Source organism: Pseudomonas sp. zfem001, from assembly GCF_032621725.1.
In the GTDB taxonomy this organism is placed as follows: domain Bacteria; phylum Pseudomonadota; class Gammaproteobacteria; order Pseudomonadales; family Pseudomonadaceae; genus Aquipseudomonas; species Aquipseudomonas sediminis.
In genome coordinates, this window is sequence record NZ_JAVYJI010000001.1 from 1,497,679 (window position 1) to 1,523,247 (window position 25,569).

Sequence of the window (25,569 nt, forward strand, 5' to 3'; positions counted from 1 at the left end):
CGCTTTTGCACCAAAGGATCAATAGAAATCATCCCGGGAAAACTGAAAGCCCGTCGGTATTAAATCGTTCTTGTCAAAATACACTGAACTACTTTCTCCATGAATCAGGACGACATAACCATAAACAACGCCCTCCTCCTCACTGACACCTAAAACAGCACCTTTCAGCCCTCGATATTTTGAGTTTTTTGCCCCAGAGCAAACTTCAACTTCCTGATAAAAACCTATCTTCTCGCCTATCATTTGTGCGTAATCTTTCCATCTAGTGATACATTTAAGTGAGAGCCATCGCGGGTAGCCCACCCAAGCTGGGAACGCCCTTGCTTAGAGAGCTGCACATCCCACTCGAACGCCTGCCCTTGTGTACGTGACGGTCCCTTTGTCCACTCGTTCCCGAACTTATCGATATAGCCATTGTTCGGACCACGAGGAAGAGGGCTAGATGGGTTGTAGTTCTCCGGCGGAACATATCGAATTTTTCCCTGAGTCGGCAGTTCCACATGCTTAATTCGCCCCTTCATTGACCAAAACAATAGGGGACAGACCACGTTTTACTAAATATCCGGCGCACTCTTGGGACGCCCTGGCTTGCCTCTTGTGACTCTTCGCCCCAACGCAGCCTCAACTTCGGCAGAAAACTTCGGACTCCCCAGTGCGTAGTTTCCATTTGTCGCAGCGCGTATCTGATCAACAAGCCCCGGGTCTAGCTGATAGCGGAACAATTCTCTATAAGCCTCAGTCCTGAGCCCCTCATCTCGACCCAGTGTCTGATAGAGGGGGTGTGGACAGCGCAGCACTGAGGACTCACCTTGCGCATTGGCCCGGTAACTCGACCAGCGATATTCAGCCGGGTGCTCAACCATGCCTGCACGGATAGGATTCATTTCAATGTATCGATAGCAAGCCAACACATACGCCTCTTCCTGCATGAGGCAAGAGCGGAAACGACCTTCCCACAGCGTCCCGCTACGGCGGTATGTGCGATTAACATACTGCACGTAACGCTGCCCTAGCCCCTTCATCATGAGTCCTGCACTATCAGGGCTTTCGGGCGTGGCCAACAAATGAACATGGTTGGTCATCAGACACCAGGCATGGATCGCACATCCATGCTTCTTTGCTTGCTCCATCAATACATCCAGATAAAAAAGATAGTCCTCGTCAGCGTAAAAACAGGCTGAGCGATTATTCCCTCTCTGAATCAGATGAACTGAAACGCCTGGCAGTGATATCCGTGCTCGACGTGGCATACAGACCTCCTTCCATGGAATTCCATAACCCTAGACCAATAAACGTGGTCTGTCCCCTATTATTCCCGCAGGTCAGAAATGTAACGCTGATAATCCTGCTCAGCGGCAAACACTACCTGCCGGTTATGCCCTCGCTGCACCACATGATGTGGGTAGTTCGGCAACACAATACGCCCCATCCTTGGCATAACGACCTCCTTCCATTGAGACCTTCAGCTTAGCCGATCAGGCGGAAAATAAATCTGTCCCCTTTTTCCTCACTTGTTCTGCCGGTTCTCGGCCTCGGCCGAACCGAGGATCAGGTCATTGCCCGCCTGCAAGCTGGCATCGCCGCCCGCACTGATGGCGCCGCCGATGTTGCGGAGGTCGTTGCCGGCACTGACCTGGCTGCCCACAAGGCTGGTGTCACGCCCACTGTCCAGGCTGACTTGCCGGCCGGCATCGACCGTGGCTTCACTTCAGGTCGTGCCGCTATCGAAACCAAGCAAGCCGTGCATGTAGTCGGAGCCGACGAACTGCTTGAGGTCGGCGAACGCCGGGTTGATTTATGTTCTTAAAGAGCAGGAGATATTCGTGGTCTGTCCCCGAATATTTCATTCAAGTGGCGTGTTCCTGGGCTATCGAAATTGCCCTATCAAGCATTGCAGAAGTTATATAGGGCACAAAACCTAGGCGATTACCCTTTTCGAAGCTCTGTCGATATGATCCAAGACGACTTACTTCACCAGCTATCGCTAAAGCCGCCAAATGACGGAGTGGCATTGCACCTTTAGCATCCGTTGGTAGATCTCTATAAGCAGCTAATCCTGCCTCCAGATTTTGAGCATTTGCCCAAGATATCGCTTTCTCCGAAAGCCTCAGCACATCACTAACCGAGAACCCTGCCAACTTTTCCGGAATTTCATTGCTAACAATCACCGGGTCATACTTCACATCTTCACCCAAAATAGACGAAACCACCGCCGAGAATTTTCTAGAGGATATGGATGGCATGAAAGTTACCCTAAAGTGATTTGATCGCTTCCCGATTGTTGGAAATATTCGAACAACCTTATCGCCAAGATCCATGGAGCAAGAACGATCCCCTGCCTCATCGACCCCACAGATCCAACCGTGATTTTCAAGGATGGAAATAGCCTCTACCTCTGTCATTTCTTGGCCCCTGGAAAATGCAATTCCTCAATCAAACAATAGGCAAACAATAGGGGACAGACCACGTTTTCTTCCTAGTTAAATCGTGGTCTGTCCCCTAATATTTTCCTAATACTTTCTGTACTTGGCCGGCCTTCAGGCTCAAACGACAGGCAGGTCATGCCGCTTTCAGAGCAACAGCGTCAGGCATAAACCCGTGCTGTCGCTCTGGCGTATCGGCCTCGAATACCTCAGGCGCTCGGCCAGCGATTTATCATGCTCGGCTCTGGCGAAGATGGAGCTTTTGCTGCGTGAGGAGGTTCACCGGCAGGCGCAGGCACCGGGGTAGATTTGTGGGGATTCCTCAGACTCTGACCCCATTGATCCTTCAACCAGTATACATAAGAATACACTTGCCATCCTTCTTACCAACCAAACTTATCGGCACACTACTACCACCACCGTCAACTGATAACTCAACGATTAGATCTTTGTTTTCAAACGACTCTAATTCAGCAATCAGCTGCTTAATTGTCTTTCCAACTGACACCCACGCGCCACTTTCTGTCGCATCATTTCCCATCTAATCACCTATACGATTTAGGCTTGAGTCATAAGTCCCCATACGAGTACTTCTGCTAGACAAATCTTTAACTGAAGCCGCCATTTTCCAAGCCCCACCATTATGACCGTCCAAGTCTCGCGTGATATATAAATTTCCTTTTCTAAATACAGCCTGCCCTCCATGAACCGTTTCATTAATTTTCTTGAACCCTAAGCCCTCAGCAGCAACCCTGGCCTCTCTAGTGGTTTTAAATATAGGTTCTTTTGCCCCACCAGTTCGACCCACTAGGCCGCCAGACGCTGCTGCCGCAGCCACCATAGCGCCTAGCTGAGCGGTATCACTAGAGAGACCTTGGTTCTCAAGACTGATCTGCACCTGTGCCTTCGTCAGTGTACCAACCGCACTCATATTCTGCATTTGATAAACATGCAGATCACGTTTGAGTACCGAGGGAATACTGTCGTCGAAATAGAGCTTGCTGATTCTCTCCTGCAAACTTAGGCGATCATGAGCCAGATCACCATACAGCTCAATACAACTAGCCGGATCAGTAGCACAGAGGGCACCTAACGCATCATCGCCACCGAGAGAAATGTCCCTGAATTTTTGCCTTACCTCGTCACAGTTTCCTCTTGCTTCACACACTTGAGCGTCTGCAACAAACTCATCCAGTTCCTGATGACCCATGAAGTTGTACTGCGTAGCATTCTTCGTCACCCACGCCGCATTCTCCATGTCCCCATCTGTCATCGCAGCAGCAGCCACACCCACCAACTGGGACATCATCAGCAGCAGGCTTTCATTGCTGTCAACGAGAGCGTTTAGCTGATTGACGAGTGCCTCATTCGCACCTGCCGCAAGCGCACCGGTAACAAAGTCACCGCCTGTCGCTTCGCTGAGCAGACCACCCACAAACGCATGAATAGCAACCTTTCCTGCGCTGCCATCATCTAAGACACCTTGCGTGTGGTCTCCCACGGCATTGAAGGTAGCAGCTGCTAAAGTATTGAACAGCGCACTTTGAAGCACATCCTTGAAGTCCACGTCCCGACCAAGGGCTTTATTCAACGCGGCAGAGGTTCCGCCTTGCAGCACCTGATTGCCGGCAAAGCGGCCAATGCCATCAAGATTGCTGAGATCAACCGTGACCTTGCCAGTGATCGCGTTGGTCTTGGTGTTAAGCATGCTGTCATACAGGCCTTCCGTAAGACCCGCCGTCACTCCTGCCACAGCAGCATTTTTCAAGCTATCGCTGCTAAAGGTGTCTTTGAGCGCGGCGCCTAGGTTGCCCTTATTGTTAATCGTGCTGATCACTCCGGTCGTTGCCAGGCTGGTCGCAGCTGCTCCCGTAGCAGCGCCGCCAAGAGCGCCGGCAGCCATCGGGCCAACCACGGCAGCCATCACAATCGCAATCACCAACTGCGCCCCAGCCCCCAACCCCGAATGGCTGTACTTGAAGGAGTCATGTATCTCCTTCACCTGCCGCCAATCGACATCCCCGCGCTGCTCCATCTCCTTGAGCCAGGCCAGTTCGGGGTCGGCCTTGACCATGGCGTCGATGGTCTGGCTGACGCTCTGTTGGTTGACCTCCTTGATGTCGATCTTCAGGCCGTCCACGGCCTGTATCACCAGGTCACCTTTGGCGATCAGTTGGCTCTGGTAGAGGGTTTCATCCGTCGTGCCTTTGCCCTTGGCTGAGGTCCACGCCAGGCTGTTGCTGCTCTTCTCGTGGCTCTCCTGATCCAGATCCTTGACCGCTTCGAAGGTGATGCTGCCGCCGCTGTCGAGGATCAGGTCGTTGCCGCTTTCCAGGCGCGCTTTCTGGTAGAGCTGGTCGCCTTCGCTGACCAGTGTCAGATCACCACCCGTGGTGATGCTGCTGCCAACATTGCGCACCGTGGTGACTTCGTCTCGCTGGGTTTTCTTGCTGCCCCAGGAGCCCTTCTTCTTCATGTCGTAGAGGTAGTAGTCACTGTTCTGAGCAGCCAGCAACGCGAGTTGCTCACCGGCATACAGGTAAGCCTCACCCTCGGCCCTGAGCTGGCTGGCGCTGAGGATCAGGTTGCCTTCGGCCAGGACATCCAGATCCCCACCCGCCTCGATCACCGCCGCCTGCTGGCGTAGGTTGCTGTCCGCCTTGTCGACCTTCTTGCCACTGCGCTTGTAGCGGTACTCGCTGCTGCTCTCGTTGGCCGCTGCAGCGATGGTCACGTCACGGCCAGCGTCCAGCAGCACGTCGCCACCGGCCCTCACCGTGCTGGCCACAACAGCGATATCCTGCCCGGCGGCCACGGCCAGATCGCCGCCCACCTGCACATCACTACCATGCTGGGTGGTGCTGGTGGTGCTCCAGAAGTGGCGCTTGTCCTGGCGCATGCTGCCGTGCTCTTCGGCAGCAGAGGCGATGATCACATCACCACCGGCATCCAATTTGGCGTCGCCACCCGCCTTGAGGCTGCCGCCGATGTTCTGGATATCGCCCCCAGCGAGCAGTTGCAGGTCGTTGCCAGCCTCGATACCGGCGGCCTTGTCCACCACGCTGGTCAACTGGCTGAAACCCTTGCCGCTCAGGCTCTGCTGGCTGATGGTGCGCTCGTTGCTGATGTCGCCTGTCAGGGCAATGAGGGAAACGTCTTGACCATTGATGATGCCGCCCTGGGCGTTGCGAATGCTGTTTGTCGCCAGCAGTTGCAGGCGGTCGCTCGCCTGCATCAAACCGCTGTTACCGATGCTGGCAGCTGTGACACTGAGGTTTTCACTGGCACGCAAGGTGCCGCTGTTGTTCAGGCTGCCGCCGCTGATCAGGGCAACGTCCTGGCCCTGGATCAGGGCGCCACTGGGTGCCAGGCGATCACCGACCTGGGCCAGGTAGAGGACCGGTACCAGTACCTTCTCGCCATTCACCTCACGCTCTTCGAGCCAGACGATATCGTGGGTCAGCGCCGCGACCTGGGCTGACGACAAGCCGATACCGACCGACAGGCTCAGCGCATCCTTGCTGGCGATGGCGTTGTCCATCAGGTAGCGGAACTGCGCGTCGTTGTTGGTGAAACCGTCGAGGTAACGCTTGCCGGTACGAGCCGCCACCGCCTGCTCAAGCAGACGCTGTTCGTACAGGCCATCGCCCAGGCGCTTCTGCGCCGTGTCGTTATCAAAACCGAGCAGGCCGAGCATGTAGTCGGAGCTGACGAATTGCTTGAGGTCGGCGAACGCCGGATTGGTTTCAATCAGGTAGCGATGGCCGGGATCGGTATTGGTCTGGAACAGGCCATTCTGCCCTTGCGGCAGGCTGAAGCCAGGGAGGCTGATGGGATCGACGGCTTGTTGCGCTGTATCAGCAGGCAGTTGCGGGTTGAGCTGCACGACCAAGGGGGCAGAGGCGCCACCTACAGTGGTTTCCAGTGTTTGCTCAGTACCGGCCTGGGGTGCGTTATGGGCCAGGACGGATTCATTAGTAATAGGTTGGGTTGCCTGGATGCGCACATCGCCGCCAGCCTGGATGATGCCGGGCGCCGCGACGCCAATGGGCGTTTCTCGCTGAATGTCGCTGACCAGCCTCCATTGCCCCAATGCCCCAGGCAATACCTTGGGCAAGGGCTGGGCGTTGTAGGGGTAGATGTAGTTGGCCCGGAAACGCTCATCCGTTCCGTCTGTGACCCGGCCGGTGTTGTAGCGGCGCACACGTTCCACCGAGGCGAGAGTGGCACCGGTATTCTCCAGACTGTCGGCATCGATATCGATATCGCCGGCCGCGCTCAGGGTGCTGTAGCGGTTGGCGATTTCACCGCCGCTGAGCAGCAGGTTGGCACCGCTATGGATGCGTGATGAGGCGGAGTCCGCTTCAACTCGGGCCTCGAAGCGCTCGGTCGCCACATAGTCGACGTTGTGGTGATCGCCACTGCAGTCATAGCAGACGACGCTGATACCACCGTAGGTCTGGGCAAGCTGCCAGTCGAATACATCCTTGCGGTTGTGCAGCACCGCTGCACGCAGGGTCATATCACCTGTGGATTCGATGCTCGCCGAGCGGTTTTCCAGCAGGTCGAGTTCGCCCCCGGTTTCGTCACGTGCAACGTCCAGCTCGCCCAAGCTGTAGATATCGCCCAGCAAGTTGACCAGGCTGGTGGTGCGCAGGGTCATGTCCGCGCCGCTGAAGATCAGGCCCTGCTCGTTACGCAGCGAGTCACCCTCGATACGTAGCAGGCCACTGCCACCCAAGGTGCCACGGTTGTCGAGGCTACCCAGTTTGAGGAACATATCCTGCGCGGCGGTCAGGCGGCCCTGGTTGAGCAGTTGGCCGCTCAGTTCCAAGCGTCCGATACCGCCACTCTTGGCTTGGGCATCGCTGCCGAACTCGGCACTCGCGGCCTTGAAGGTCAGATCGCCCAGGCTGCGCAACGCACCATTGCCCTCGTAGCTGCCGCTGAGCGTCAGGTCGAGCGAACCATCGGTGGCGATGACACCATCATTCACCCAGTTGTCACCGGTCGCGAAGATACTCTGTCGCGAGATCAGTTGGCCCTCGGCCGCCTGGGTGAACTGACCGATATTCAGGGTCAGGCGCTCGGCCTGCAGTTCACTGGTGTTCGTCCAGTCAGCGGCACTGAGACTCAACTCACCATTGGTGGTGAAACGCCCCCCGGCCCCGCCCAGATCAGCAAGCGCCAGCTCGAATCCCTGAGTACCGAGATGGCGAACCATACCGCCCAGGTTGCTCAGTGAAGCGCTAGTGAGCGCGAAGGCAGCGTTGCCGACTTCCACCAGGCCCTGAGCATTGTCGAATGAGCCACCAATCTGGAAGTCGCTCTTGCCGCTACTGGACAGCGCACGCAAACGGCCATCACTGTTCTGAGCGCTGCCAACAGCAAGCGTCAGTGTTTTACTGGATTCGATCAGCCCCTGTGCGTTCTCCAACGCCCCCACCAGCTTCACATCGATGGAGTCAGCAGCGAGGATGCCACCCTGGTTGTTCAGTGACGCAGCGTCGACTCGCAGTTCGCCGGCTGCCAGCAGCTCGCCGCCCTGGTTACTCAGGGCGCCGCCACCAAGTTCCAGGCTCTTCTGCGCAATGATTTGGCCCTGGCTGTTGGCAAGTTGTGCAGCCTGGATCTTGGCATTACCTGCGCTGAGCAACTTGCCGTTGCTGTTGTCCAGCACCTCGACATCCGCTTCCAGGCTGCCGCGAGCAATCAGCTCGCCCCGGTTGCTGACACGCTGGCTGTTCAATACCAGTTGGCTGTCGGTTACCAGCGCACCATTGGCCTTGACCCCGGCCTCGACGATGCCCTGGTTGTCCAGCTCACCGCCGCCGATCTCAAGACGATTGCCAGCCGCCAGGCTTTCCTTCACCAGGGTCTTGTCCGTGGCTGTGACTGTCGCGTTACGCCCGGCATATGTATCGGCGTTCAGTTCAATCTCGTTGGCAGCGAGTTTCAGGTCATTACTGGCCGCGACACGCGCCAGGCTCAGCTTGCCATTGGCATCGATCTGGATATCCCCGGCACTGGCGGCCATGTCACCGGCCAGTTTCACACCCACGCCTTGCTCGGTACCAACTAGGCGGATGGCGCCCGCGTACATGCCGCCGAGGGCCGAACTATCGATGGCCAGCATGGGTTTGTCCGAGCCATCATCGGCTTTGGCGGTCGCAGCCAGGGTGGTGGCGTCCACCTCATTGCGGCCGGTGACGATATTGAGCTTGTTGGCGTGCAGCTCGGCGTTGATCTGCGCACTGCGGGTAATCAGGTCGAACTGGTCGACGTTGCCGGCATTGAGGCCTTGGCCTTCGATGGCGATCTGCCCACCGTCGACGTCGAAACGCTGCAGGCGGCCATTCTCGACGACCGGGGTGCCGGTGCTGAGGGTAACGCGCGGGGTGTTGATGAAGCCGCAGCCATCGCAGGTGATGCCGTGTGGGTTGGCGACGATGACCGCTGCCGAGCGCCCGGCCACTTCCGTGTAACCCTTGAGCTGGCTGGCGTTGCCGCCGGTGACTTCGTTGAGAATCAGCCCGGCGGCGCCATTCTTCAGGTTGGGGTTGCCGACCACGTAGCCGCCCAGCTGGGTCTGCACCAGGTTCTGCGCATTGTTGTTGAGGATCAGCCCCTGCTGACCGACGTTGTAGTCGGTGAACTTGTTGTGCGACAGGCCGCTGCCATTGGGCGTGGCGATGTTGACCATCGGCACGCCGTTCTGCGCCTGGGTCACGGCGGTGTTTCCGCCTGCGGCCTGGTCAACCGTCAGTTGCGCCGCGGTGGCGACGATAGGGTTGAGAAACAGCACGCCAGCAACGATGAGGGCGATGTTCTGGAACAGGGGACTGCGTACGTCCATGTCGATACTCCAACCAGCCATCCGGCCGGGTAATCAGAAAAACACGTCGAATCGGAAATAGACCGGGCGCTCGTCACGCTCGATGGCATCTGGGCGCTCCAGGGCATGGGCGAAGCTCACCGAGGCCGCCAAGTGCTGGCCGCGCAGGGCGAATTCGAGGGCGTTGCCCGTCATACGGCCGCGCTGCTCGGGGTTGTGCCGGCCGCCGTGGATCACGCCCACGTCATAGGCGAAGGTCAGGCTGTACTCGTGCACGAAGGGGCGCAGCGCCTCCCAGGTCACCGGGCGGCGCCAGCGCAGCTGATTGCGCCAGTAGCCGCCGGTGTCGCCAGCCAACGACTGGTCCTTGAAGCCACGCACCGAGCTGAGGCCACCGATGCTGATACGCTGCGGACTGAACAGCACGTCTTCGCTCTTCTGGCCGTAGGCGAGGCTGTCGAAGCTGAAGGACTCGCCCCATAGCGCAAAGGGCTGCAGGTAGCTCAGGGCCAGGGTGTATTTGTTGTAGCGCGCCACCGGCTGACTGCCTTGCGGGTCGCCGGCACGCTGAGCGTCGAAGGCGCCAATACCGCGTTGCCAGCCGAGATCGGCGTTGACGAAGGCGCTGCCGATGCGACGGCCATGGTTGAAGCCCAGTTGCGCTTCGGACAGGCGCGTGCTGGAAGTGTCGATGCGGTTACCGAGAATGAAGTTGTTGCTGCGCAGGTGACTGACACCCAGGTTGAAGGCGGTCTTGCTGACGCTGTCGCGGTGCAGCACGCGCTCGCCGCGCAAGGCGTGGGTCTTGCTGTCGCCATCCTGATCGAAGAGAAAGCCGCCGCCGTCGCTCTGCGTACGGTAGTAGCTCTGGCTGTAGCTGTAGCTGAAGTTCCACCAACCATAAGGCACCTGGTAGATCAGGCTCTGGCTGTGGGAGTGGCGGTAGCTATCGCTCACCGCGTCGCGATTGGCGCGCAGGCTAAGCTGGTCGGCCAGGCCGAGCGGGCTGTCCCAGTCGAAGCTCAGGCCCCACTGTTGCTCGCCGGTGCTCTTCTGGCCGTCGTTGTGGCGGTTGAGCCCGGCACGCCAGGGTTTGTCGCGCTGGCCTTGCAAGCGGACGCGGCTGCCGCCTACCTCTTCGCCCGGCACCAGCTCCAGCTGGGCCTGGCGCGACGGCAGGCGGTTGAGCTGGTCGACCAGTTGCTCCAGCTCGCGCAGGTCCAGCACTTCGCCTGGCTGGCCGGGAAAACCCATGGCCAGTTCGCGGTCGCTGGCCAGCTCGGAGCTGTCCAGCCCTTCCAGACGGCCTTCGACCACAATGACGCGCAGCTCGCCCGAGGCCAGATCCTGCTGCGGCAAGTAGGCGCGCGAGGTCACATAGCCACGGTCGATATAGAACTGGGTGATGGCTTTGAGCAACTCGTTGAGCTGGCCAACGCCCAGACACTCGCCAGCGAAGCGCTGCAGAATGGCCTGCTGGTCGTCCTCAGCGAGGAGAGTGGCGCCTTCCAGGCGAATCTGCTCGATATCGAAGCAGCGCTCGTCTTCGACGGGGGCGACTTGCAACTGAGGCGTTTCACCTGGGAGTTGCTGCAGCTCGTCGAGGCGCCGCTGCTGCTCCTGCAGCAGGCGCTCCTGGCGCTCGCGGATCAGCTCACGGTCGCCCGGCGTCTGCGCCAGTGCGATAGCGGGAAGGGAAAAACATAGCCATACGGCCAAAGGGCTAATACGGAAAGACATGCCTTCAGTCCTTTGAATAGCAGAAAAACAGCGGCGGAAAATCGGCGGCGATTAGAACATATGGCCTCCTGCCATCAAATGTCTAAAAACTGAACAACTTCACGTTTGGGGACATTGATTCGGATGCCCCGATAAACGGCGCCTAACGAAACTTAAAAGTGAGACGTACTGCCTGTTTAGGAGCCGCGCCTCACCACGGACAAGGGCGAGGCGAGCTCGGAAACATGCCGGAAGCATTTTTGGCAGCGCCCTGTGACAGCCCGAAGGGCTGCCGCCAGGAAAGATTTCGCCGTGGGGTGGGGCTGCTACGAAAGGCAGCTTTGGCATACATGTAGTCAGATATCGTTCGAACACGGTCGGTCCCCTCGCCCCTCTGGGGAGAGGGGAGCATGACCGTTTCGTCGATACTTCGGACCTCTCCCGCAAGCGGGAGAGGGGAGCCAAACGCGTACAGCCTTAGCTGACTGGCGTTAAGTTCTGGCAACCTTAACTGATCGTCATTGACCCTTAACGCGGTGCGTAGGCGAACACGTCGGCGCGCATTTGGTGAGCGTCCATCCCGGCTTCGACCAGTGCATCGAGGGTGGCGTAGACCATGGTTGGGGAGCCGCTGGCGTAAACGTGCAGGGCCTTGAGGTCGGGGAAGTCTTCGCGCACGGCTTCGTGCAGCAGGCCGCAGCGGCCCTGCCAGCCACACTGGTCGCTGACCACCTGATGCAGGTGCAGATTATCCAGCTGTTGCCACTCGGCCCAGTGTGGCAGCTGATAGAAGTCGTCGGGCCGACGCGCGCCCCAGTACAGGTGTACGGGGTGAGCGAAACCGGCGGCGCGGCAGTGTTCGATCAGGCTGTGCATCTGGCCCATGCCGGTACCGGCGGCGATCAGTACCAGCGGTCCATCGGGCAGGTCAGCAAGATGAGTGTCGCCGTAAGGCATCTGCACGCGCGCCATGTCGGTTGCACGCAACTGCTCCAACAGGGCGATGCTGCTGTCTTCGCGGGCGAGGATGTGTAGCTCCAGCTCGCGTCCGGCATGTGGCGCAGAGGCCAGGGAAAAGGCCGCCATCTCGCTATCCGGGCGCTGCAACAGCAGGTACTGCCCGGCGTGATAACGCGGCGCCTTGCCGGCCGGGGTGCGCAAGCGTACGCGGAACACGTCGCCGCCAACTTCCTGGCATTCGACCACCTGGCAGCTCAGCTCGCGCACCGGCAGCTCGCCCGGAGCCAGCACGCCATCCCAGTGCAGCACGCAGTCTTCCAGCGGCTCGGCCAGACAGGTGAACAGCTCGCCATGGTCCAGCTCCACGCCGTTCTGCCTGACACGGCCTTCAACCAGCAGCGCAGCGCAGATATGGCAGTTACCGTTGCGACAGCTTTGTGGGCAGTCGTAGCCCAGGCGCCGAGCACCATCGAGGATGCGTTCGCCCGGCTGTAGCGAGAGGGTGACGCCGGAAGGTTGCAGGGTGACGTTCATCAATCGATTCCCAGCTCGCTCCACAGCGCGTCGACGCGCGCCACCACGGCCGGATCCTTCTCGATGGCGCGGCCCCACTCGCGAGTGGTTTCACCGGGCCACTTGTGGGTGGCGTCCAGGCCCATCTTCGAACCCAGGCCGGAGATCGGCGAGGCGAAGTCGAGGTAGTCGATCGGCGTGTTGTCGATCATCACCGTGTCGCGCTTGGGGTCCATGCGCGTGGTAATCGCCCAAATCACGTCATTCCAGTCCCGTGCATTGATATCGTCGTCGGTGACGATAACGAACTTGGTGTACATGAACTGTCGCAGGAACGACCACACACCGAGCATTACGCGCTTGGCGTGGCCCGGGTACTGCTTCTTCATGGTCACCACTGCCATGCGGTAGGAACAGCCTTCCGGCGGCAGGTAGAAATCGGTGATCTCGGGGAACTGCTTCTGCAGGATCGGCACGAACACTTCGTTCAGCGCTACGCCGAGGATCGCCGGCTCATCTGGCGGCCGGCCGGTGTAGGTGCTGTGGTAGATCGGATCGCGGCGACGGGTGATGCGCTCGACGGTGAACACCGGGAAGGTATCAACCTCGTTGTAGTAGCCGGTGTGGTCGCCGTAGGGGCCTTCCGGCGCGGTCTCGCCCGGATGGATCACGCCTTCCAGGACGATCTCGGCACTGGCCGGTACTTGCAGGTCGCTACCACGAGCCTTGATCAGCTCGGTGCGGTGACCACGCAGCAGGCCCGCAAAAGCATATTCGGAGAGCGTATCCGGCACTGGCGTGACGGCGCCGAGAATGGTCGCCGGGTCTGCACCCAGCGCGACGCAAACCGGATAAGGCTTGTCTGGATGCTTCTGGCACCACTCGCGGTAATCCAGCGCGCCACCACGGTGGCTGAGCCAGCGCATGATCACCTTGTTGCGACCGATCACCTGCTGGCGATAGATCCCAAGGTTCTGTCGCTCCTTGTTCGGGCCTTTGGTGATGGTCAGGCCCCAGGTGATCAGCGGCGCCACGTCACCCGGCCAGCAGTGCTGGATCGGCAGTTTGCCGAGGTCGACGTCATCGCCTTCCTCGATCACTTCATGACAGGGCGCATCCTTGACCACCTTGGGCGCCATGCTGATGACCTTCTTGAAGATCGGCAACTTGCTCCATGCATCCTTCAGTCCCTTCGGCGGCTCGGGCTCCTTGAGAAAGGCCAGCAGCTTGCCGATCTCGCGCAGTTCGGACACCTCTTCGGCGCCCATGCCCAGCGCCACGCGCTTGGGCGTGCCGAACAGGTTGCCGAGCACCGGCACGTCGAAGCCGCTTGGCTTTTCGAACAGCAACGCCGGGCCGCCCTTGCGCAGGGTGCGGTCGCAGATTTCGGTCATTTCCAGAACGGGCGATACCGGGGTCTGGATGCGCTTGAGTTCGCCGCGCTTTTCCAGTTCACGGATGAAGTCGCGCAGGTCGCGATACTGCATGCAGGAGCCTCGTGTCGGACAGGCAAGAGTCGGCCGCAAAGTTTAGCGCCGAAGTCGGGCTTTCAGAAGGCTTGAAAGCCTCCAGATACGACAAGGCCGGGTTTCCCCGGCCTTGTGGCGGTGCAATGGATCGTAGCGAGCGAAGGTCAGGCAAGGCAAAAACAGGCGAGGAAGCGGAGTGTACTTTTGTACATGAGCATTCCGAGTCTGTTTTTAACGCAGCATCACCGAGGCGCAGTAGATCCTCTTATTTGCGCTTCATCGACAGGAAGAACTCGTCGTTGGTCTTGGTTGCCTTGAGCTTATCGATCAGGAATTCGATGGCGGCGATTTCATCCATCGGGTGCAGCAGCTTGCGCAGAATCCACATGCGCGACAGCTCTTCCTCGCCGGTCAGCAACTCTTCGCGGCGGGTGCCGGATTTGTTGATGTTGATCGCCGGGAACACACGCTTCTCGGAAACACGGCGATCGAGGATCAGCTCCATGTTGCCGGTGCCTTTGAATTCCTCGTAGATCACTTCGTCCATCTTCGAGCCGGTTTCAACCAGCGCGGTGGCGATGATGGTCAGCGAGCCGCCTTCTTCGATGTTACGCGCGGCGCCGAAGAAGCGCTTCGGCTTCTCCAGGGCATGGGCGTCGACACCACCGGTGAGTACCTTGCCGGAGCTCGGAATCACGGTGTTGTAGGCACGCGCCAGGCGGGTGATGGAGTCGAGCAGGATGACTACGTCCTTCTTGTGCTCGACCAGGCGCTTGGCCTTCTCGATCACCATTTCGGCGACCTGCACGTGGCGGGTCGGCGGCTCGTCGAAGGTCGAGGCGACCACTTCGCCGCGCACGGTGCGCTGCATTTCGGTCACTTCTTCCGGGCGCTCGTCGATCAGCAGGACGATCAGGTGGCACTCGGGGTTGTTACGGGTGATGTTCGAGGCGATGTTCTGCAGCATGATCGTCTTGCCCGCTTTCGGCGGAGCGACGATCAGGCCGCGCTGGCCCTTGCCAATCGGCGCGCAGAGGTCGATCACACGGCCGGTGATGTCCTCGGTGGAGCCGTTGCCGGCTTCCATGGTCAGGCGCTTGTTGGGGAACAGCGGCGTCAGGTTCTCGAACAGGATCTTGTTCTTGGCGTTTTCCGGGCGGTCGAAGTTGATGCTGTCGACCTTGAGCAGGGCGAAGTAACGCTCGCCCTCCTTCGGCGGACGGATCTTGCCGACGATGGTGTCACCGGTACGCAGGTTGAAACGGCGGATCTGGCTGGGCGAGACGTAGATGTCGTCAGGGCCGGCCAGGTAGGAAGAGTCGGCACTGCGCAGGAAGCCGAAACCGTCCTGGAGGATCTCCAGCACGCCGTCGCCGGAAATCTCCTCGCCGCTTTTGGCATGCTTTTTCAGCAGAGCGAAGATGATGTCCTGCTTGCGCGAACGAGCCATGTTTTCCTGGCCCATTTGTTCGGCCATGTCCAGCAGTTCGGCAATCGGCTTTTGCTTGAGTTCGGTCAGATTCATAGGAATGACGTGATCATCGAGAGGAGAAGAAAGCTGTTAGCTTGAGAGGCCGCGCCGCAGAGAAGGCGACAGGATCGCGAACGAGTTCGTATAGGAATGAATCGGCGACGGCATGCAGAGAGCTGCATGGAGGATGCAGCGGGGTCGAATTTAACACCGTGAAAAAACAGCGTCTAGCCCTAAAAACGAAAAAGCCCCGCAAAAAGCAGGGCCTTCCAGAGCGACTTGCCTCAGAGGTGTAGGGTGGGCTTCAGCCCACCAGCACGCCACCTGCGAACAGCTCGGTGGGCTAAAGCCCACCCTACTCTTTAGATGTTGCTGTCGAGGAAAGCAGCCAGCTGCGACTTGGACAGCGCGCCGACCTTGGTCGCTTCGACGTTGCCGTTCTTGAACAGCATCAGGGTCGGGATACCGCGCACGCCGTACTTCGGCGGGGTTTCCTGGTTCTCGTCGATGTTCAGTTTGCAGATCTTCAGCTTGCCTTGGTATTCCTTGGCGATCTCGTCGAGCACCGGTGCAATCATCTTGCACGGGCCGCACCACTCAGCCCAATAGTCGACCAGAACCGGACCTTCAGCCTGGATGACGTCCTGGTCGAAGCTGGCGTCGCTGACGTTGGTGATGAATTCGCTCATGAGGAGTCTCCGTGATTCGGAAGCAAAAAAGTGGCGCCATCATAGCCCGGCTTGAGTGACACCGAAAGGCACTGACGATTGAGCCTTTCAATAGTCGCCAATGTAGGCCTCAATCGCCCAGCGTGGTGAAGGCGATGCCGGTACGCAGCGCAGCGGCGCGGATATGCTGCTGCATGGCCTTTTGCGCCGGGCCGGCGGCATGCCGGGCAAGGGCCTTGATGATCTTGCGGTGCTCCTGCCAGGTCTCCATCGCTCGCTCCGGGCGGATGAACGGCAGCTTCTGGCTTTCCAGAAAGATATCGGCGCTGGAGGTGACCAGGGCGAACATTGCCTGGTTGCCGCTGGCAGCGAGTATGCGCTGGTGGAACTCGAAATCCAGCCGCGTGGCCTGCTCGAAATCACCGGCACGCAACTCGCGGCGCATCTGCTCGACGTTGTCCTCGAGGATATCCAGCTCCTCAGCGGTCATCACCCCGGCCGCCAGGCCGCAGGCGAAGCCCTCCAGAGCGAAGCGCAACTGAAAGGTATCGGCCGCCGATACCTGTGCGGCGAAGGGCCAGGCAAAAGCTCCGGCCGCCTCGGCCTTACTCGCCTCCTGCACGAACACACCCTTGCCAGCCTGCACGCTGACCAGGCCCAACGCGCTGAGCGACGACAGCGCCTCACGCAGTGACGCACGGCTGACACCGAGGCGCTCGGCCAGATCGCGCTGCGACGGCAGTGCGTCGCCAGGGCGATAGCCCTCGTCCTCGATCAGGCGACGGATCGCCTGCAAGGCGTATTCGGGTACCGCGCGGGGAGCAGAAGCATTCATGACTGTTCGGGCCGGTCAGTCCAGTAAAGCCGCCTTTGTAAGGCCATAAGCATATTTCAGGCAAGCGACGCCCCCTTGTGGACCAGCTCAGAGCACGAACGCACCGAGATGGCTCAGGAATACTTCTGACCATTCGGTCAGCTAAGCCAACTGTTCAGACCAGTAAGACCTTGTTTCCGCTCGCCTGAAGCGATGAAAGCCCTGATTTCATTGAACTTGGCACAGGCGATGCACTGCAGGAACCAAGCAAAACGCTTCAGTTTTTCATTCACCAGGAGTTCGACATGCGCAAATTTCACCGCACCCTGCTGGGTACCCTGTTCGCCGCCCTGGCCTTCGGCGCCAGCACCGCTCACGCCGATGCACTCGAAGACATCAGCAAGGCTGGCGTACTGAAAGTCGCCGTACCGCAGGATTTTCCGCCGTTCGGCTCGGTTGGCCCGGACATGAAACCGCGCGGCCTGGATATCGATACCGCACAACTGCTGGCCGACAAGCTGGCGGTGAAGCTGGAGCTGACCCCGGTCAACAGCACCAACCGCATTCCCTTCCTCACTACCGGCAAGGTCGATCTGGTGATCTCCAGCCTCGGCAAGAACCCCGAGCGTGAAGCGGTGATCGACTTCTCCGCTGCCTACGCGCCCTTCTACCTCGGAGTGTTCGGCCCGGAAGACGCCGCCATTGCCAGCCTCGATGACCTGAATGGCAAGACCATCAGCGTCACCCGTGGCTCCATCGAGGATATCGAGCTGAGCAACGTCGCCCCGAAAGGCGCCACCATCAAGCGCTTCGAGGACAACAACTCGACCATCGCCGCCTACCTCTCCGGCCAGGTCGAGCTGATCGCCAGCGGCAACGTGGTGATGGTGGCCATCTCCGAGAAAAACCCCAAGCGCGTGCCGGGCATGAAACTCAAGCTCAAGGACTCGCCGGTGTACGTGGGTGTGAATAAGGATCAGGCCGCCCTGATGGATAAGGTCAACGCCATCATCGCCGACGCCAAGACCGACGGCAGCCTCGACGCACTCAGCCAGAAGTGGCTGAAGCAACCGCTGCCGGCCGGTCTCTGAGCGGCACGGGGAACTGAGCCATGGCGTACCAGTTCGACTTCGCCGCCGTCCTGCAGCACAGTGACCTGCTGCTACAGGGTGCGGCATTCACCCTCGGCCTGACGGCGATCGGCACCCTGCTGGGTGTCGGTCTCGGCATCGTCGGGGCGATACTGCGCGCCTGGCGCATCCGCCCGTTCGACCGCATTTTCGGCGTCTACGTGGAGCTGATCCGCAATACGCCGTTCATCGTCCAGCTGTTCTTCATCTTCTTCGGCCTGCCCTCGCTCGGCGTACGTCTGAGCGAATGGGAGGCCGCCATTCTGGCCATGGTGATCAACCTTGGCGCCTACTCCACGGAGATCATCCGTGCCGGCATCCAGGCCATCCCGCACGGCCAGCTCGAGGCTGCCAGCGCACTGGCCATGAGCCGCTTCGAGACGTTCCGCCATGTGGTGCTGCGCCCGGCGCTGGGCAAGGTGTGGCCGGCCCTGTCGAGCCAGATCATCATCGTCATGCTCGGTTCGGCGGTGTGCTCGCAGATCTCCACCGAGGAGTTGTCGTTCGCCGCCAACTTCATCCAGTCGCGTAACTTCCGCGCCTTCGAAACCTACCTGCTGACCACCGCGCTGTACCTGATTATGGCCATCGGGATTCGCCAGTTGCTGGCCTGGGTCGGCCGCCGCTTCATCATGGGAGCCCGCTGATGGACTTCACCCTCTGGGACATCCTGCGCAATCTGCTCACCGGCCTGCAGTGGACGCTGCTGCTGTCGCTGGTGGCCTTTGTCTGTGGCGGCATCGCCGGTCTGCTGGTGTTGCTGGCCCGCCTGTCGCCGTTATCGGCGCCGCGCATCCTCGCCCGTGGCTATATCGAGCTGTTCCAGGGCACGCCGCTGCTGATGCAGTTGTTCCTGGTGTTCTTCGGCATCGCCCTGCTCGGCCTCGACGTGTCGCCCTGGCTGGCTGCAGCCACCGCACTGACGCTGTTTACCAGCGCCTTTCTCGCCGAAATCTGGCGCGGCTGCGTCGAGTCGATCAGCCGTGGCCAGTGGGAGGCATCCGAAAGCCTGGCCATGAGCCGCCTGGAAACTTTGCGCCACGTAGTCCTGCCACAGGCGCTGCGCATCGCCGTGGCACCTACCGTCGGTTTCTCGGTGCAGGTGGTCAAGGGCACCGCGGTGACCTCGATCATCGGTTTCACCGAGCTGACCAAGACCGGCAGCATGCTGGCCAACGCCACCTTCGAGCCGTTCATGGTCTACGGCTTCGTCGCCCTCGGTTACTTCCTGCTTTGCTACCCGCTCTCGCTCGCTGCATACCGCCTGGAAAGGAGGCTGAATGTCACTGCTTAATGTCACCGCCCTGCACAAGTATTACGGCGACAACCACGTACTCAAGGGCATCGACCTCAAGGTCGAAGAAGGCGAAGTGGTCGCCATCATCGGCCGCAGCGGCTCGGGCAAGAGCACCTTCCTGCGCACCCTCAACGGCCTGGAGTCGATCAACGACGGCGTGATCGAAGTTGACGGTGATTACATCGACGCCGCCCGCGCCGACCTGCGCAGCCTGCGGCAGAAAGTCGGCATGGTATTCCAGCAATTCAACCTGTTCCCGCACCTGACCGTCGGCGAGAACGTCATGCTGGCGCCACAGGTGGTGAAGAAAACCTCACGCGCCGAAGCCGAGAAAACCGCCCGCCAGATGCTCGAACGCGTCGGCCTGGCGGAGAAATTCGACGCCTACCCCGAACGCCTTTCCGGCGGCCAGCAACAGCGCGTGGCCATCGCCCGCGCCCTGGCCATGTCGCCCAAGGTGTTGCTGTGCGACGAGATCACCTCGGCGCTCGACCCGGAGCTGGTGAATGAGGTACTGGCGGTGGTCAAGCAGTTGGCCAGCGAAGGCATGACCCTGATCATGGTCACCCACGAGATGCGCTTCGCCCGCGAAGTGGGTAACAAGCTGGTGTTCATGCACCATGGCAAAGTGCATGAGATCGGCGACCCGAAAGCGCTGTTCGCCGCCCCGCAGACCGAGGAGCTGCGCAACTTCATCGGTTCGGTGAACCTGTGAACGCCATGACCCCGCTGCCAATACGCATCGAACCACTGACCCGAGAAGCCTTCGCGCCGTTCGGCGACGTGATCGAAACTGCCGGCGCCACGGCCTTCCCGATCAACGCCGGCACCACCACTCGCTACCACGATCTGGTGCAGGTGGAGCTGGCCGGTGAGGCGCCGCGCACCCTGGTCAACCTGTTCGAAGGCAAGGCCTGGCACGCACCCGTCGAGATTCGCATGCTCGAACGCCACCCGCTGGGCAGCCAGGCGTTCTACCCGGTGGATGGCGGGCGCATGCTGATCGTCGTCGCACCGCCCGGCGAGCTGGATGAGTCGCAGATCCGCGCTTTCATCAGCGCGCCGGATCAGGGCGTGAACTACGCTCGCGGCACCTGGCACCACCCTTTACTGTGCCTGCAACACCCCGGCCGCTTCCTGGTGGTGGACCGTGGTGGCGACGGCCATAACTGCGACGAGCAGATGCTGAGACAGCCACTTAGTGCGCTAAACCTGCCCTGATCACAGGTCTAGACCAGTTTCATGCGACATCCGTATGCGTTGGCTCATGCGCTCAGTCGTGGCACGATGGCGCGGAAATCGAACGAGATGCCGTAATCATGCCTAACGCCCCTGCCGAGAGTTTTCCCCTGATCGCTGCCATCGACCTGGGGTCGAACAGCTTTCATATGGTGCTGGCCAAGGCCGACAATCACGAAATTCGCATCCTCGAGCGCCTCGGCGACAAGGTCCAACTGGCCGCGGGCCTGGACGACGAGCGCCAGCTCAGCGAAGAAGCGATGCAGCGCGGGCTCGACTGCCTGCGTCGTTTCGCCCAATTCACCAACACACTGCCGGAAGGCGCTGTACGCATCGTCGGCACCAACGCCTTGCGTGAGGCGCGCAACCGCGCGGTGTTCATCCGCCGCGCCGAGGAAATTCTCGGCCATCAGGTCGAGGTGATTTCCGGCCGTGAAGAAGCCCGTCTGATCTACCTCGGCGTGTCCCACAGCATCGCCGACACCCCCGGCAAACGCCTGGTCGCCGATATTGGCGGCGGCAGCACCGAGTTCATCATCGGCCAGCGCTTCGAGCCGCTGCTGCGTGAAAGCCTGCAGATGGGCTGCGTCAGCTTCACCCAGCGTTATTTCAAGGACGGCAAGATCACCCCGGCGCGCTATGCCCAGGCCTACACCGCTGCCCGCCTGGAGCTGATGGGCATCGAGCAGAGCCTGCGCCGCCTAGGCTGGGAAGATGCCGTCGGCGCCTCCGGGACCATCAAGGCCATCGGCCTGACGACCAAGGCTGCCGGCCTGAGCAATGGTGAGATCACGGTCGAGGGCCTGGCCTGGCTCAAACGCAAGCTGTTCAAGCTCGGCGAAGTGGACAAGATCGACCTCGACGGCATCAAGCCGGACCGCCGCGGCATCTTCCCCGCCGGCCTGGCGATTCTCGAAGCCATCTTCGATGCCTGCGAGATCCAGCGCATGAGCCACTCCGAAGGTGCTCTGCGTGAAGGCGTGCTGTACGACCTGCTCGGTCGTCATCAGCATGAAGACGTCCGCGAACGCACGCTGGCGGCGTTCATGGAGCGTTACCACGTCGATGTAGACCAGGCTGCTCGGGTCGAGGCCAAGGCGCTTTCAGCGCTGGACAAGGTTGCCAATGATTGGGGGCTGACCGACGACTGGCATCGTGAACTGCTCAGCTGGGGCGCCAAGGTGCACGAGGTGGGTCTGGATATCGCCCACTACCAGTACCACAAGCACGGCGCCTACTTGATCGAGCACTCCGACCTGTCGGGTTTCTCGCGTCAGGATCAGCAAATGCTCGCCCTGCTGGTGCGCGGCCACCGCCGCAACATCCCCAAGGACAAGTTCGCCGACTTCGGCGAGGAAGGCATCAAGCTGATACGCCTGTGCGTGCTGCTGCGCTTCGCCATCCTGTTCCACCATATCCGTGGTACGCAGGACATGCCGCAGGTGCAGTTCAAGGTCGGCGACAACAGCCTGGAAATCGTCTTCCCTGAAGGCTGGCTGGCCGCCAACCCGCTGACCTTGGCGGACTTCGAAGCTGAAGCCGAGTGGCTCAAGCGCATCGACCTGACGTTGAGCGTGCGTTGATACCCCGGTGCGCATGGCGCACCCTACGGGCGTGGCTCGACCTGTAGGACGGGTGAAACACGCCAGGACCGCAAAGCCCTCTCTCCCGGCCTGATCGCCAGCGATCAGGCGCTCATCGGCGCAGGAAGCAGTGCTTCCAAAAACGCGCCTCTTCGCCCCACAAGCGGGAGAGGGTCATCAGATGGCCGCAAGCGGCTTTTCTAGCGCGTCACGATTACCGGTGCGGTGAGCTTCTCCAGCAAGCCAGACTGCGCGCTGCGCGGGTTCTGGTTGCCGGTGGGCTGTTGGCGCAGGTAACGACCATCGGACTGCAGCACCCAGGCCTGGGTGTTGTCGGTCAGGTAACTTTCCAGCTCCTTCTTCACGCGCGTGATGAGCTTCTTGCCCTCTACCGGGAAGCAGGTCTCCACGCGTTTATCGAGGTTACGCTCCATCCAGTCGGCGCTGGACAGGTAGATTTTCTCGTCGCCGCCGTTGAGGAAGTAGAACACCCGCGTGTGCTCGAGGAAGCGGCCGATGATCGAACGCACCTGGATGTTGTGCGAAACCCCGGCGATGCCCGGACGCAGGCAGCACATACCGCGTACCACCAGGTCGATCTTCACCCCGGTCTGGCTGGCCTTGTACAGCGCGCGAATCACCTTGGGGTCGGTCAGCGAGTTGAACTTGGCGATGATCTGCGCCGGCTTGCCTTCGGCCGCCGCGGCGGTTTCCTTGGCGATCAGGTCGAGCAGGGTCTTCTTCAGGGTGAAGGGCGCGTGCAGCAGCTTCTTCATGCGCAAGGTCTTGCCCATGCCGATCAGTTGGCTGAACAGCTTGGATACGTCCTCACCGAGCGCGACATCGGCGGTCAGCAGGCTGTAGTCGGTGTAAAGGCGGGCGTTGCCAGCGTGATAGTTACCGGTGCCGAGGTGGGCGTAGCGGACGATCTCGCCGTTCTCGCGACGTAGGATCAGCATCATCTTGGCGTGGGTCTTGAAACCGACCACGCCGTAGATCACCACCGCACCGGCCGCCTGCAGGCGGCTGGCCAGGGCCAGGTTGGACTCCTCGTCGAAGCGCGCGCGCAGCTCGATCACTGCGGTGACTTCCTTGCCATTGCGCGCGGCTTCCACCAGCGCATCGACGATCTCCGAGTTGGCCCCGGAGCGATACAGCGTCTGTTTGATCGCCAGCACGTGCGGGTCTTTGGCCGCCTGGCGCAGTAGGTCGACGACCGGGGTGAAGGACTCGAAGGGATGCAGCAGAAGGATGTCCTGCTTGCTGACCACGCTGAAGATGTTCTCGGCGTTCTGCAGCAGTTTGGGAATCACCGGGGTGAACGGCGCGTACTGCAGGTCCGAGTGATTATCCAGGCCGGTGATGCTGAACAGACGGGTCAGGTTGACCGGGCCGTTGACCTGATACAGCTCACCCTCGGTCAGGCCGAACTGCTTGAGCAGGTGGTCACGCAGGTGTTTCGGGCAGGTATCGACCACCTCCAGGCGCACCGCATCACCATAGCGGCGGCTGAACAGCTCACCGCGCAGGGCACGGGCCAGATCTTCGACGTCCTCGGTATCCACCGACAGGTCGGCGTTACGGGTCAGGCGGAACTGGTAGCAGCCCTTGACCTTCATCCCTTGGAACAGGTCATCGGCATGAGCGTGGATCATCGACGAAAGGAATACGTAGTTGTCGCCGGGGCCGCCAACGTCTTCCGGCACCTTGATGATACGCGGCAGCAGACGCGGCGCCGGGATAATGGCCAGACCGGAGTCGCGACCGAAGGCATCGACGCCCTCCAGCTCGACGATGAAGTTCAGGCTCTTGTTCACCAGCAGCGGGAAGGGGTGCGTCGGGTCGAGGCCGATAGGCGTGATGATCGGTGCGATCTCGTCGCGGAAGTAGCGGCGCACCCAGGCCTTGAGCTTGGTCGTCCAGTAACGGCGGCGGATGAAGTTGATGTTGTGCTTGGCCAGCGCCGGGAACAGCGTGTCGTTGAGAATGGCGTACTGGCGCTCGACCTGCTCGTGCACCAGCTCGCTGATCCGCGCCAGCGCCTGGTGCGGCTGCAGGCCATCGGCGCCGGCCTGTTCACGGGCGAAGTTGATCTGCTTCTTCAGGCCGGCGACACGAATCTCGAAGAACTCGTCGAGGTTGCTGGAGAAGATCAGCAGGAACTTCAGGCGTTCGAGCAGCGGATAGGACTCGTCCAGCGCCTGTTCCAGCACGCGGATGTTGAACTGCAACTGCGACAGTTCACGGTGGATGTACAGGCTGCTGTCATCCAGGCCGGGAATCGGCGCCGTTGGCGGGGTTTCCACCACGGGCGTCTCGGCGACCACCTCGGCCGGAGGCGGGTTGTTGTCGAGCACTTCGCTGTTGAGTCCTTCGCTGTTCATCACTGAGTTCCTGAGGGCGTCATTGCCCTTGTTTTAGCAGTTCTGCCGCCCGTACGGCGAAATAGGTGAGGATGCCATCGGCACCCGCACGTTTGAAGGCGGTGAGCGATTCCAGTATCACGGCCTCGCTGAGCCAGCCGTTCTGGATCGCCGCCATGTGCATGGCGTACTCACCACTGACCTGATAGACGAAGGTCGGCACCTTGTAGGCATCTTTCACGCGCCAGAGGATGTCCAAGTACGGCATACCTGGCTTGACCATGACCATGTCGGCACCTTCGGCCAGGTCGGCGGCCACTTCATGCAGCGCCTCGTTACCGTTGGCCGGGTCCATCTGGTAGCCGAGCTTGTTGCCCTTGCCGAGGTTGGCGGCCGAGCCCACCGCATCGCGGAATGGGCCGTAATAGGCGCTGGCGTACTTGGCCGAGTAGGCCATGATGCGCACATTGACGTGATCGGCCAGCTCCAGTGCCTCGCGGATCGCCTGCACGCGGCCATCCATCATGTCCGACGGCGCCACCACCTGGGCACCGGCCTCGGCATGCGACAGTGCCTGCTTGACCAGCGCATCGACAGTGATGTCGTTCTGCACGTAGCCGTCTGCGTCGAGGATGCCGTCCTGGCCGTGAGTAGTGAACGGATCGAGGGCGACGTCGCTGATCACCCCCAGCTCGGGGAATTTCGCCCGCAGGGCGCGGATCGCGCGCTGGGCGATGCCGTCCGGGTTCCAAGCCTCGGCGCCGTCGAGGGATTTCTTCTCCAGCGGCGTGACCGGGAACAGCGCCAGCGCCGGAATGCCCAGCGCCACCCAGTGCTCGGCTTCCTTCAGCAGCAGGTCGATGGACAGGCGTTCGACGCCCGGCATCGACGGCACGGCTTCACGGCGGTTTTCGCCGTCGAGGACGAACACCGGCAGAATCAGATCATCGACGCTCAGGCGATTCTCGCGCACCAGACGACGGGAGAAATCGTCGCGGCGATTGCGACGCAGGCGGGTGGCGGGGAACAGACGATTGGCGGGGGTAACGCTCACGGCAGACTCCAAAGCCCGCTCGGGCGGGCCA

General features: G+C 60.6%; 20 protein-coding genes and 2 pseudogenes. 6 read left to right on the forward strand and 16 right to left on the reverse strand.

All coding sequences use genetic code 11. From position 1 onward, the window contains the following. Positions 1-18 precede the first annotated feature (18 nt). The 14 genes and pseudogenes from RTH74_RS07015 to RTH74_RS07075 all read right to left on the reverse strand — a co-directional run bounded on the left by RTH74_RS07015 (position 19) and on the right by RTH74_RS07075 (position 16,893). On the reverse strand, positions 19-243 hold the full coding sequence (locus tag RTH74_RS07015; protein WP_316914193.1) for an Imm31 family immunity protein: 225 nt from the start codon (positions 241-243) through the stop codon (positions 19-21). Further along, positions 240-521, reverse strand: coding sequence for a polymorphic toxin type 17 domain-containing protein (locus tag RTH74_RS24155; protein ID WP_420713126.1), 282 nt, complete (start codon positions 519-521; stop codon positions 240-242). Before RTH74_RS24155 ends, RTH74_RS07015 begins: the two co-directional genes overlap by 4 nt. Before the next feature lie 33 nt (positions 522-554). Continuing rightward, positions 555-1,250 (reverse strand): transposase, encoded by a 696-nt coding sequence (locus RTH74_RS07020; RefSeq protein ID WP_316914194.1) that lies wholly within the window; start codon positions 1,248-1,250, stop codon positions 555-557. 51 nt (positions 1,251-1,301) lie between these two features. Then, a pseudogene (locus tag RTH74_RS07025) lies at positions 1,302-1,438 on the reverse strand (transposase); the annotation flags it as partial. A gap of 69 nt (positions 1,439-1,507) precedes the next feature. After that, a pseudogene (locus RTH74_RS07030) lies at positions 1,508-1,690 on the reverse strand (hemagglutinin repeat-containing protein); the annotation flags it as partial. Positions 1,691-1,847: 157 nt separating this feature from the next. Beyond that, positions 1,848-2,402, reverse strand: a complete 555-nt coding sequence (locus RTH74_RS07035; protein ID WP_316914195.1) for a DUF6990 domain-containing protein — start codon at positions 2,400-2,402, stop codon at positions 1,848-1,850. Positions 2,403-2,769: 367 nt separating this feature from the next. After that, positions 2,770-2,964 (reverse strand): hypothetical protein, encoded by a 195-nt coding sequence (locus tag RTH74_RS07040; RefSeq protein WP_196475162.1) that lies wholly within the window; start codon positions 2,962-2,964, stop codon positions 2,770-2,772. Further along, positions 2,965-9,279, reverse strand: a complete 6,315-nt coding sequence (locus RTH74_RS07045) for a DUF637 domain-containing protein (protein ID WP_316914196.1) — start codon at positions 9,277-9,279, stop codon at positions 2,965-2,967. Between the two features lie 33 nt (positions 9,280-9,312). Next, the gene (locus RTH74_RS07050; protein WP_316914197.1) at positions 9,313-10,998 is read right to left on the reverse strand and encodes a ShlB/FhaC/HecB family hemolysin secretion/activation protein; all 1,686 of its coding nucleotides are present in this window, start codon (positions 10,996-10,998) and stop codon (positions 9,313-9,315) included. 507 nt (positions 10,999-11,505) lie between these two features. After that, positions 11,506-12,471 (reverse strand): CDP-6-deoxy-delta-3,4-glucoseen reductase, encoded by a 966-nt coding sequence (locus RTH74_RS07055; protein WP_316914198.1) that lies wholly within the window; start codon positions 12,469-12,471, stop codon positions 11,506-11,508. Further along, a complete protein-coding gene (ubiD, locus tag RTH74_RS07060) occupies positions 12,471-13,937 on the reverse strand; it encodes a 4-hydroxy-3-polyprenylbenzoate decarboxylase (protein WP_301406721.1) in 1,467 nt (488 codons plus the stop codon). Before ubiD ends, RTH74_RS07055 begins: the two co-directional genes overlap by 1 nt. 247 nt (positions 13,938-14,184) lie before the next feature. Next, positions 14,185-15,444 (reverse strand): transcription termination factor Rho, encoded by a 1,260-nt coding sequence (gene rho / locus RTH74_RS07065; protein ID WP_090335975.1) that lies wholly within the window; start codon positions 15,442-15,444, stop codon positions 14,185-14,187. Positions 15,445-15,752: 308 nt separating this feature from the next. Then, positions 15,753-16,079: a thioredoxin TrxA gene (trxA, locus tag RTH74_RS07070; protein WP_003458627.1), complete on the reverse strand. Its 327-nt coding sequence runs from the start codon at positions 16,077-16,079 to the stop codon at positions 15,753-15,755. Positions 16,080-16,188: 109 nt separating this feature from the next. Then, positions 16,189-16,893 (reverse strand): FadR/GntR family transcriptional regulator, encoded by a 705-nt coding sequence (locus RTH74_RS07075; protein ID WP_099524629.1) that lies wholly within the window; start codon positions 16,891-16,893, stop codon positions 16,189-16,191. Between the two features lie 284 nt (positions 16,894-17,177). Here RTH74_RS07075 and RTH74_RS07080 point away from each other — a divergent pair, with 284 nt between their 5' ends. The 6 genes from RTH74_RS07080 to ppx all read left to right on the forward strand — a co-directional run bounded on the left by RTH74_RS07080 (position 17,178) and on the right by ppx (position 22,121). Beyond that, positions 17,178-17,963, forward strand: a complete 786-nt coding sequence (locus RTH74_RS07080; RefSeq protein ID WP_316914199.1) for a transporter substrate-binding domain-containing protein — start codon at positions 17,178-17,180, stop codon at positions 17,961-17,963. A 20-nt stretch (positions 17,964-17,983) separates the two neighbouring features. Further along, positions 17,984-18,649 carry an amino acid ABC transporter permease gene (locus RTH74_RS07085; RefSeq protein ID WP_090335970.1) on the forward strand — a complete coding sequence of 222 codons (666 nt, stop codon included), beginning with the start codon at positions 17,984-17,986 and terminating at the stop codon, positions 18,647-18,649. Continuing rightward, complete coding sequence (locus RTH74_RS07090) at positions 18,646-19,296, forward strand: amino acid ABC transporter permease (RefSeq protein WP_179546273.1); 651 nt, start codon at positions 18,646-18,648, stop codon at positions 19,294-19,296. Before RTH74_RS07085 ends, RTH74_RS07090 begins: the two co-directional genes overlap by 4 nt. Continuing rightward, positions 19,283-20,014, forward strand: a complete 732-nt coding sequence (locus tag RTH74_RS07095; protein WP_106735086.1) for an amino acid ABC transporter ATP-binding protein — start codon at positions 19,283-19,285, stop codon at positions 20,012-20,014. Before RTH74_RS07090 ends, RTH74_RS07095 begins: the two co-directional genes overlap by 14 nt. After that, positions 20,011-20,520: an ureidoglycolate lyase gene (locus RTH74_RS07100; protein ID WP_316914200.1), complete on the forward strand. Its 510-nt coding sequence runs from the start codon at positions 20,011-20,013 to the stop codon at positions 20,518-20,520. The genes RTH74_RS07095 and RTH74_RS07100 overlap by 4 nt, the downstream gene beginning before the upstream one ends. 98 nt (positions 20,521-20,618) lie before the next feature. Then, positions 20,619-22,121 (forward strand): exopolyphosphatase, encoded by a 1,503-nt coding sequence (gene ppx, locus RTH74_RS07105; RefSeq protein ID WP_166432399.1) that lies wholly within the window; start codon positions 20,619-20,621, stop codon positions 22,119-22,121. 200 nt (positions 22,122-22,321) lie between these two features. Here ppx and ppk1 read toward each other — a convergent pair whose 3' ends face one another. Both ppk1 and hemB read right to left on the reverse strand, forming a co-directional pair. After that, positions 22,322-24,505 (reverse strand): polyphosphate kinase 1, encoded by a 2,184-nt coding sequence (gene ppk1 / locus RTH74_RS07110; RefSeq protein ID WP_316914201.1) that lies wholly within the window; start codon positions 24,503-24,505, stop codon positions 22,322-22,324. Positions 24,506-24,524: 19 nt separating this feature from the next. Next, complete coding sequence (hemB, locus tag RTH74_RS07115) at positions 24,525-25,538, reverse strand: porphobilinogen synthase (protein WP_099524643.1); 1,014 nt, start codon at positions 25,536-25,538, stop codon at positions 24,525-24,527. Positions 25,539-25,569: the final 31 nt, after the last annotated feature.

Coding starts and splice junctions, on each gene's coding strand:
- RTH74_RS07015 (WP_316914193.1), bottom strand. CDS start 243: ATGATAGGCGAGAAGATAGGTTTTTATCAGGAAGTTGAAGTTTGCTCT.
- RTH74_RS24155 (WP_420713126.1), bottom strand. CDS start 521: ATGAAGGGGCGAATTAAGCATGTGGAACTGCCGACTCAGGGAAAAATT.
- RTH74_RS07020 (WP_316914194.1), bottom strand. CDS start 1,250: ATGCCACGTCGAGCACGGATATCACTGCCAGGCGTTTCAGTTCATCTG.
- RTH74_RS07035 (WP_316914195.1), bottom strand. CDS start 2,402: ATGACAGAGGTAGAGGCTATTTCCATCCTTGAAAATCACGGTTGGATC.
- RTH74_RS07040 (WP_196475162.1), bottom strand. CDS start 2,964: ATGGGAAATGATGCGACAGAAAGTGGCGCGTGGGTGTCAGTTGGAAAG.
- RTH74_RS07045 (WP_316914196.1), bottom strand. CDS start 9,279: ATGGACGTACGCAGTCCCCTGTTCCAGAACATCGCCCTCATCGTTGCT.
- RTH74_RS07050 (WP_316914197.1), bottom strand. CDS start 10,998: ATGTCTTTCCGTATTAGCCCTTTGGCCGTATGGCTATGTTTTTCCCTT.
- RTH74_RS07055 (WP_316914198.1), bottom strand. CDS start 12,471: ATGAACGTCACCCTGCAACCTTCCGGCGTCACCCTCTCGCTACAGCCG.
- ubiD (WP_301406721.1), bottom strand. CDS start 13,937: ATGCAGTATCGCGACCTGCGCGACTTCATCCGTGAACTGGAAAAGCGC.
- rho (WP_090335975.1), bottom strand. CDS start 15,444: ATGAATCTGACCGAACTCAAGCAAAAGCCGATTGCCGAACTGCTGGAC.
- trxA (WP_003458627.1), bottom strand. CDS start 16,079: ATGAGCGAATTCATCACCAACGTCAGCGACGCCAGCTTCGACCAGGAC.
- RTH74_RS07075 (WP_099524629.1), bottom strand. CDS start 16,893: ATGAATGCTTCTGCTCCCCGCGCGGTACCCGAATACGCCTTGCAGGCG.
- RTH74_RS07080 (WP_316914199.1), top strand. CDS start 17,178: ATGCGCAAATTTCACCGCACCCTGCTGGGTACCCTGTTCGCCGCCCTG.
- RTH74_RS07085 (WP_090335970.1), top strand. CDS start 17,984: ATGGCGTACCAGTTCGACTTCGCCGCCGTCCTGCAGCACAGTGACCTG.
- RTH74_RS07095 (WP_106735086.1), top strand. CDS start 19,283: ATGTCACTGCTTAATGTCACCGCCCTGCACAAGTATTACGGCGACAAC.
- ppx (WP_166432399.1), top strand. CDS start 20,619: ATGCCTAACGCCCCTGCCGAGAGTTTTCCCCTGATCGCTGCCATCGAC.
- ppk1 (WP_316914201.1), bottom strand. CDS start 24,505: ATGAACAGCGAAGGACTCAACAGCGAAGTGCTCGACAACAACCCGCCT.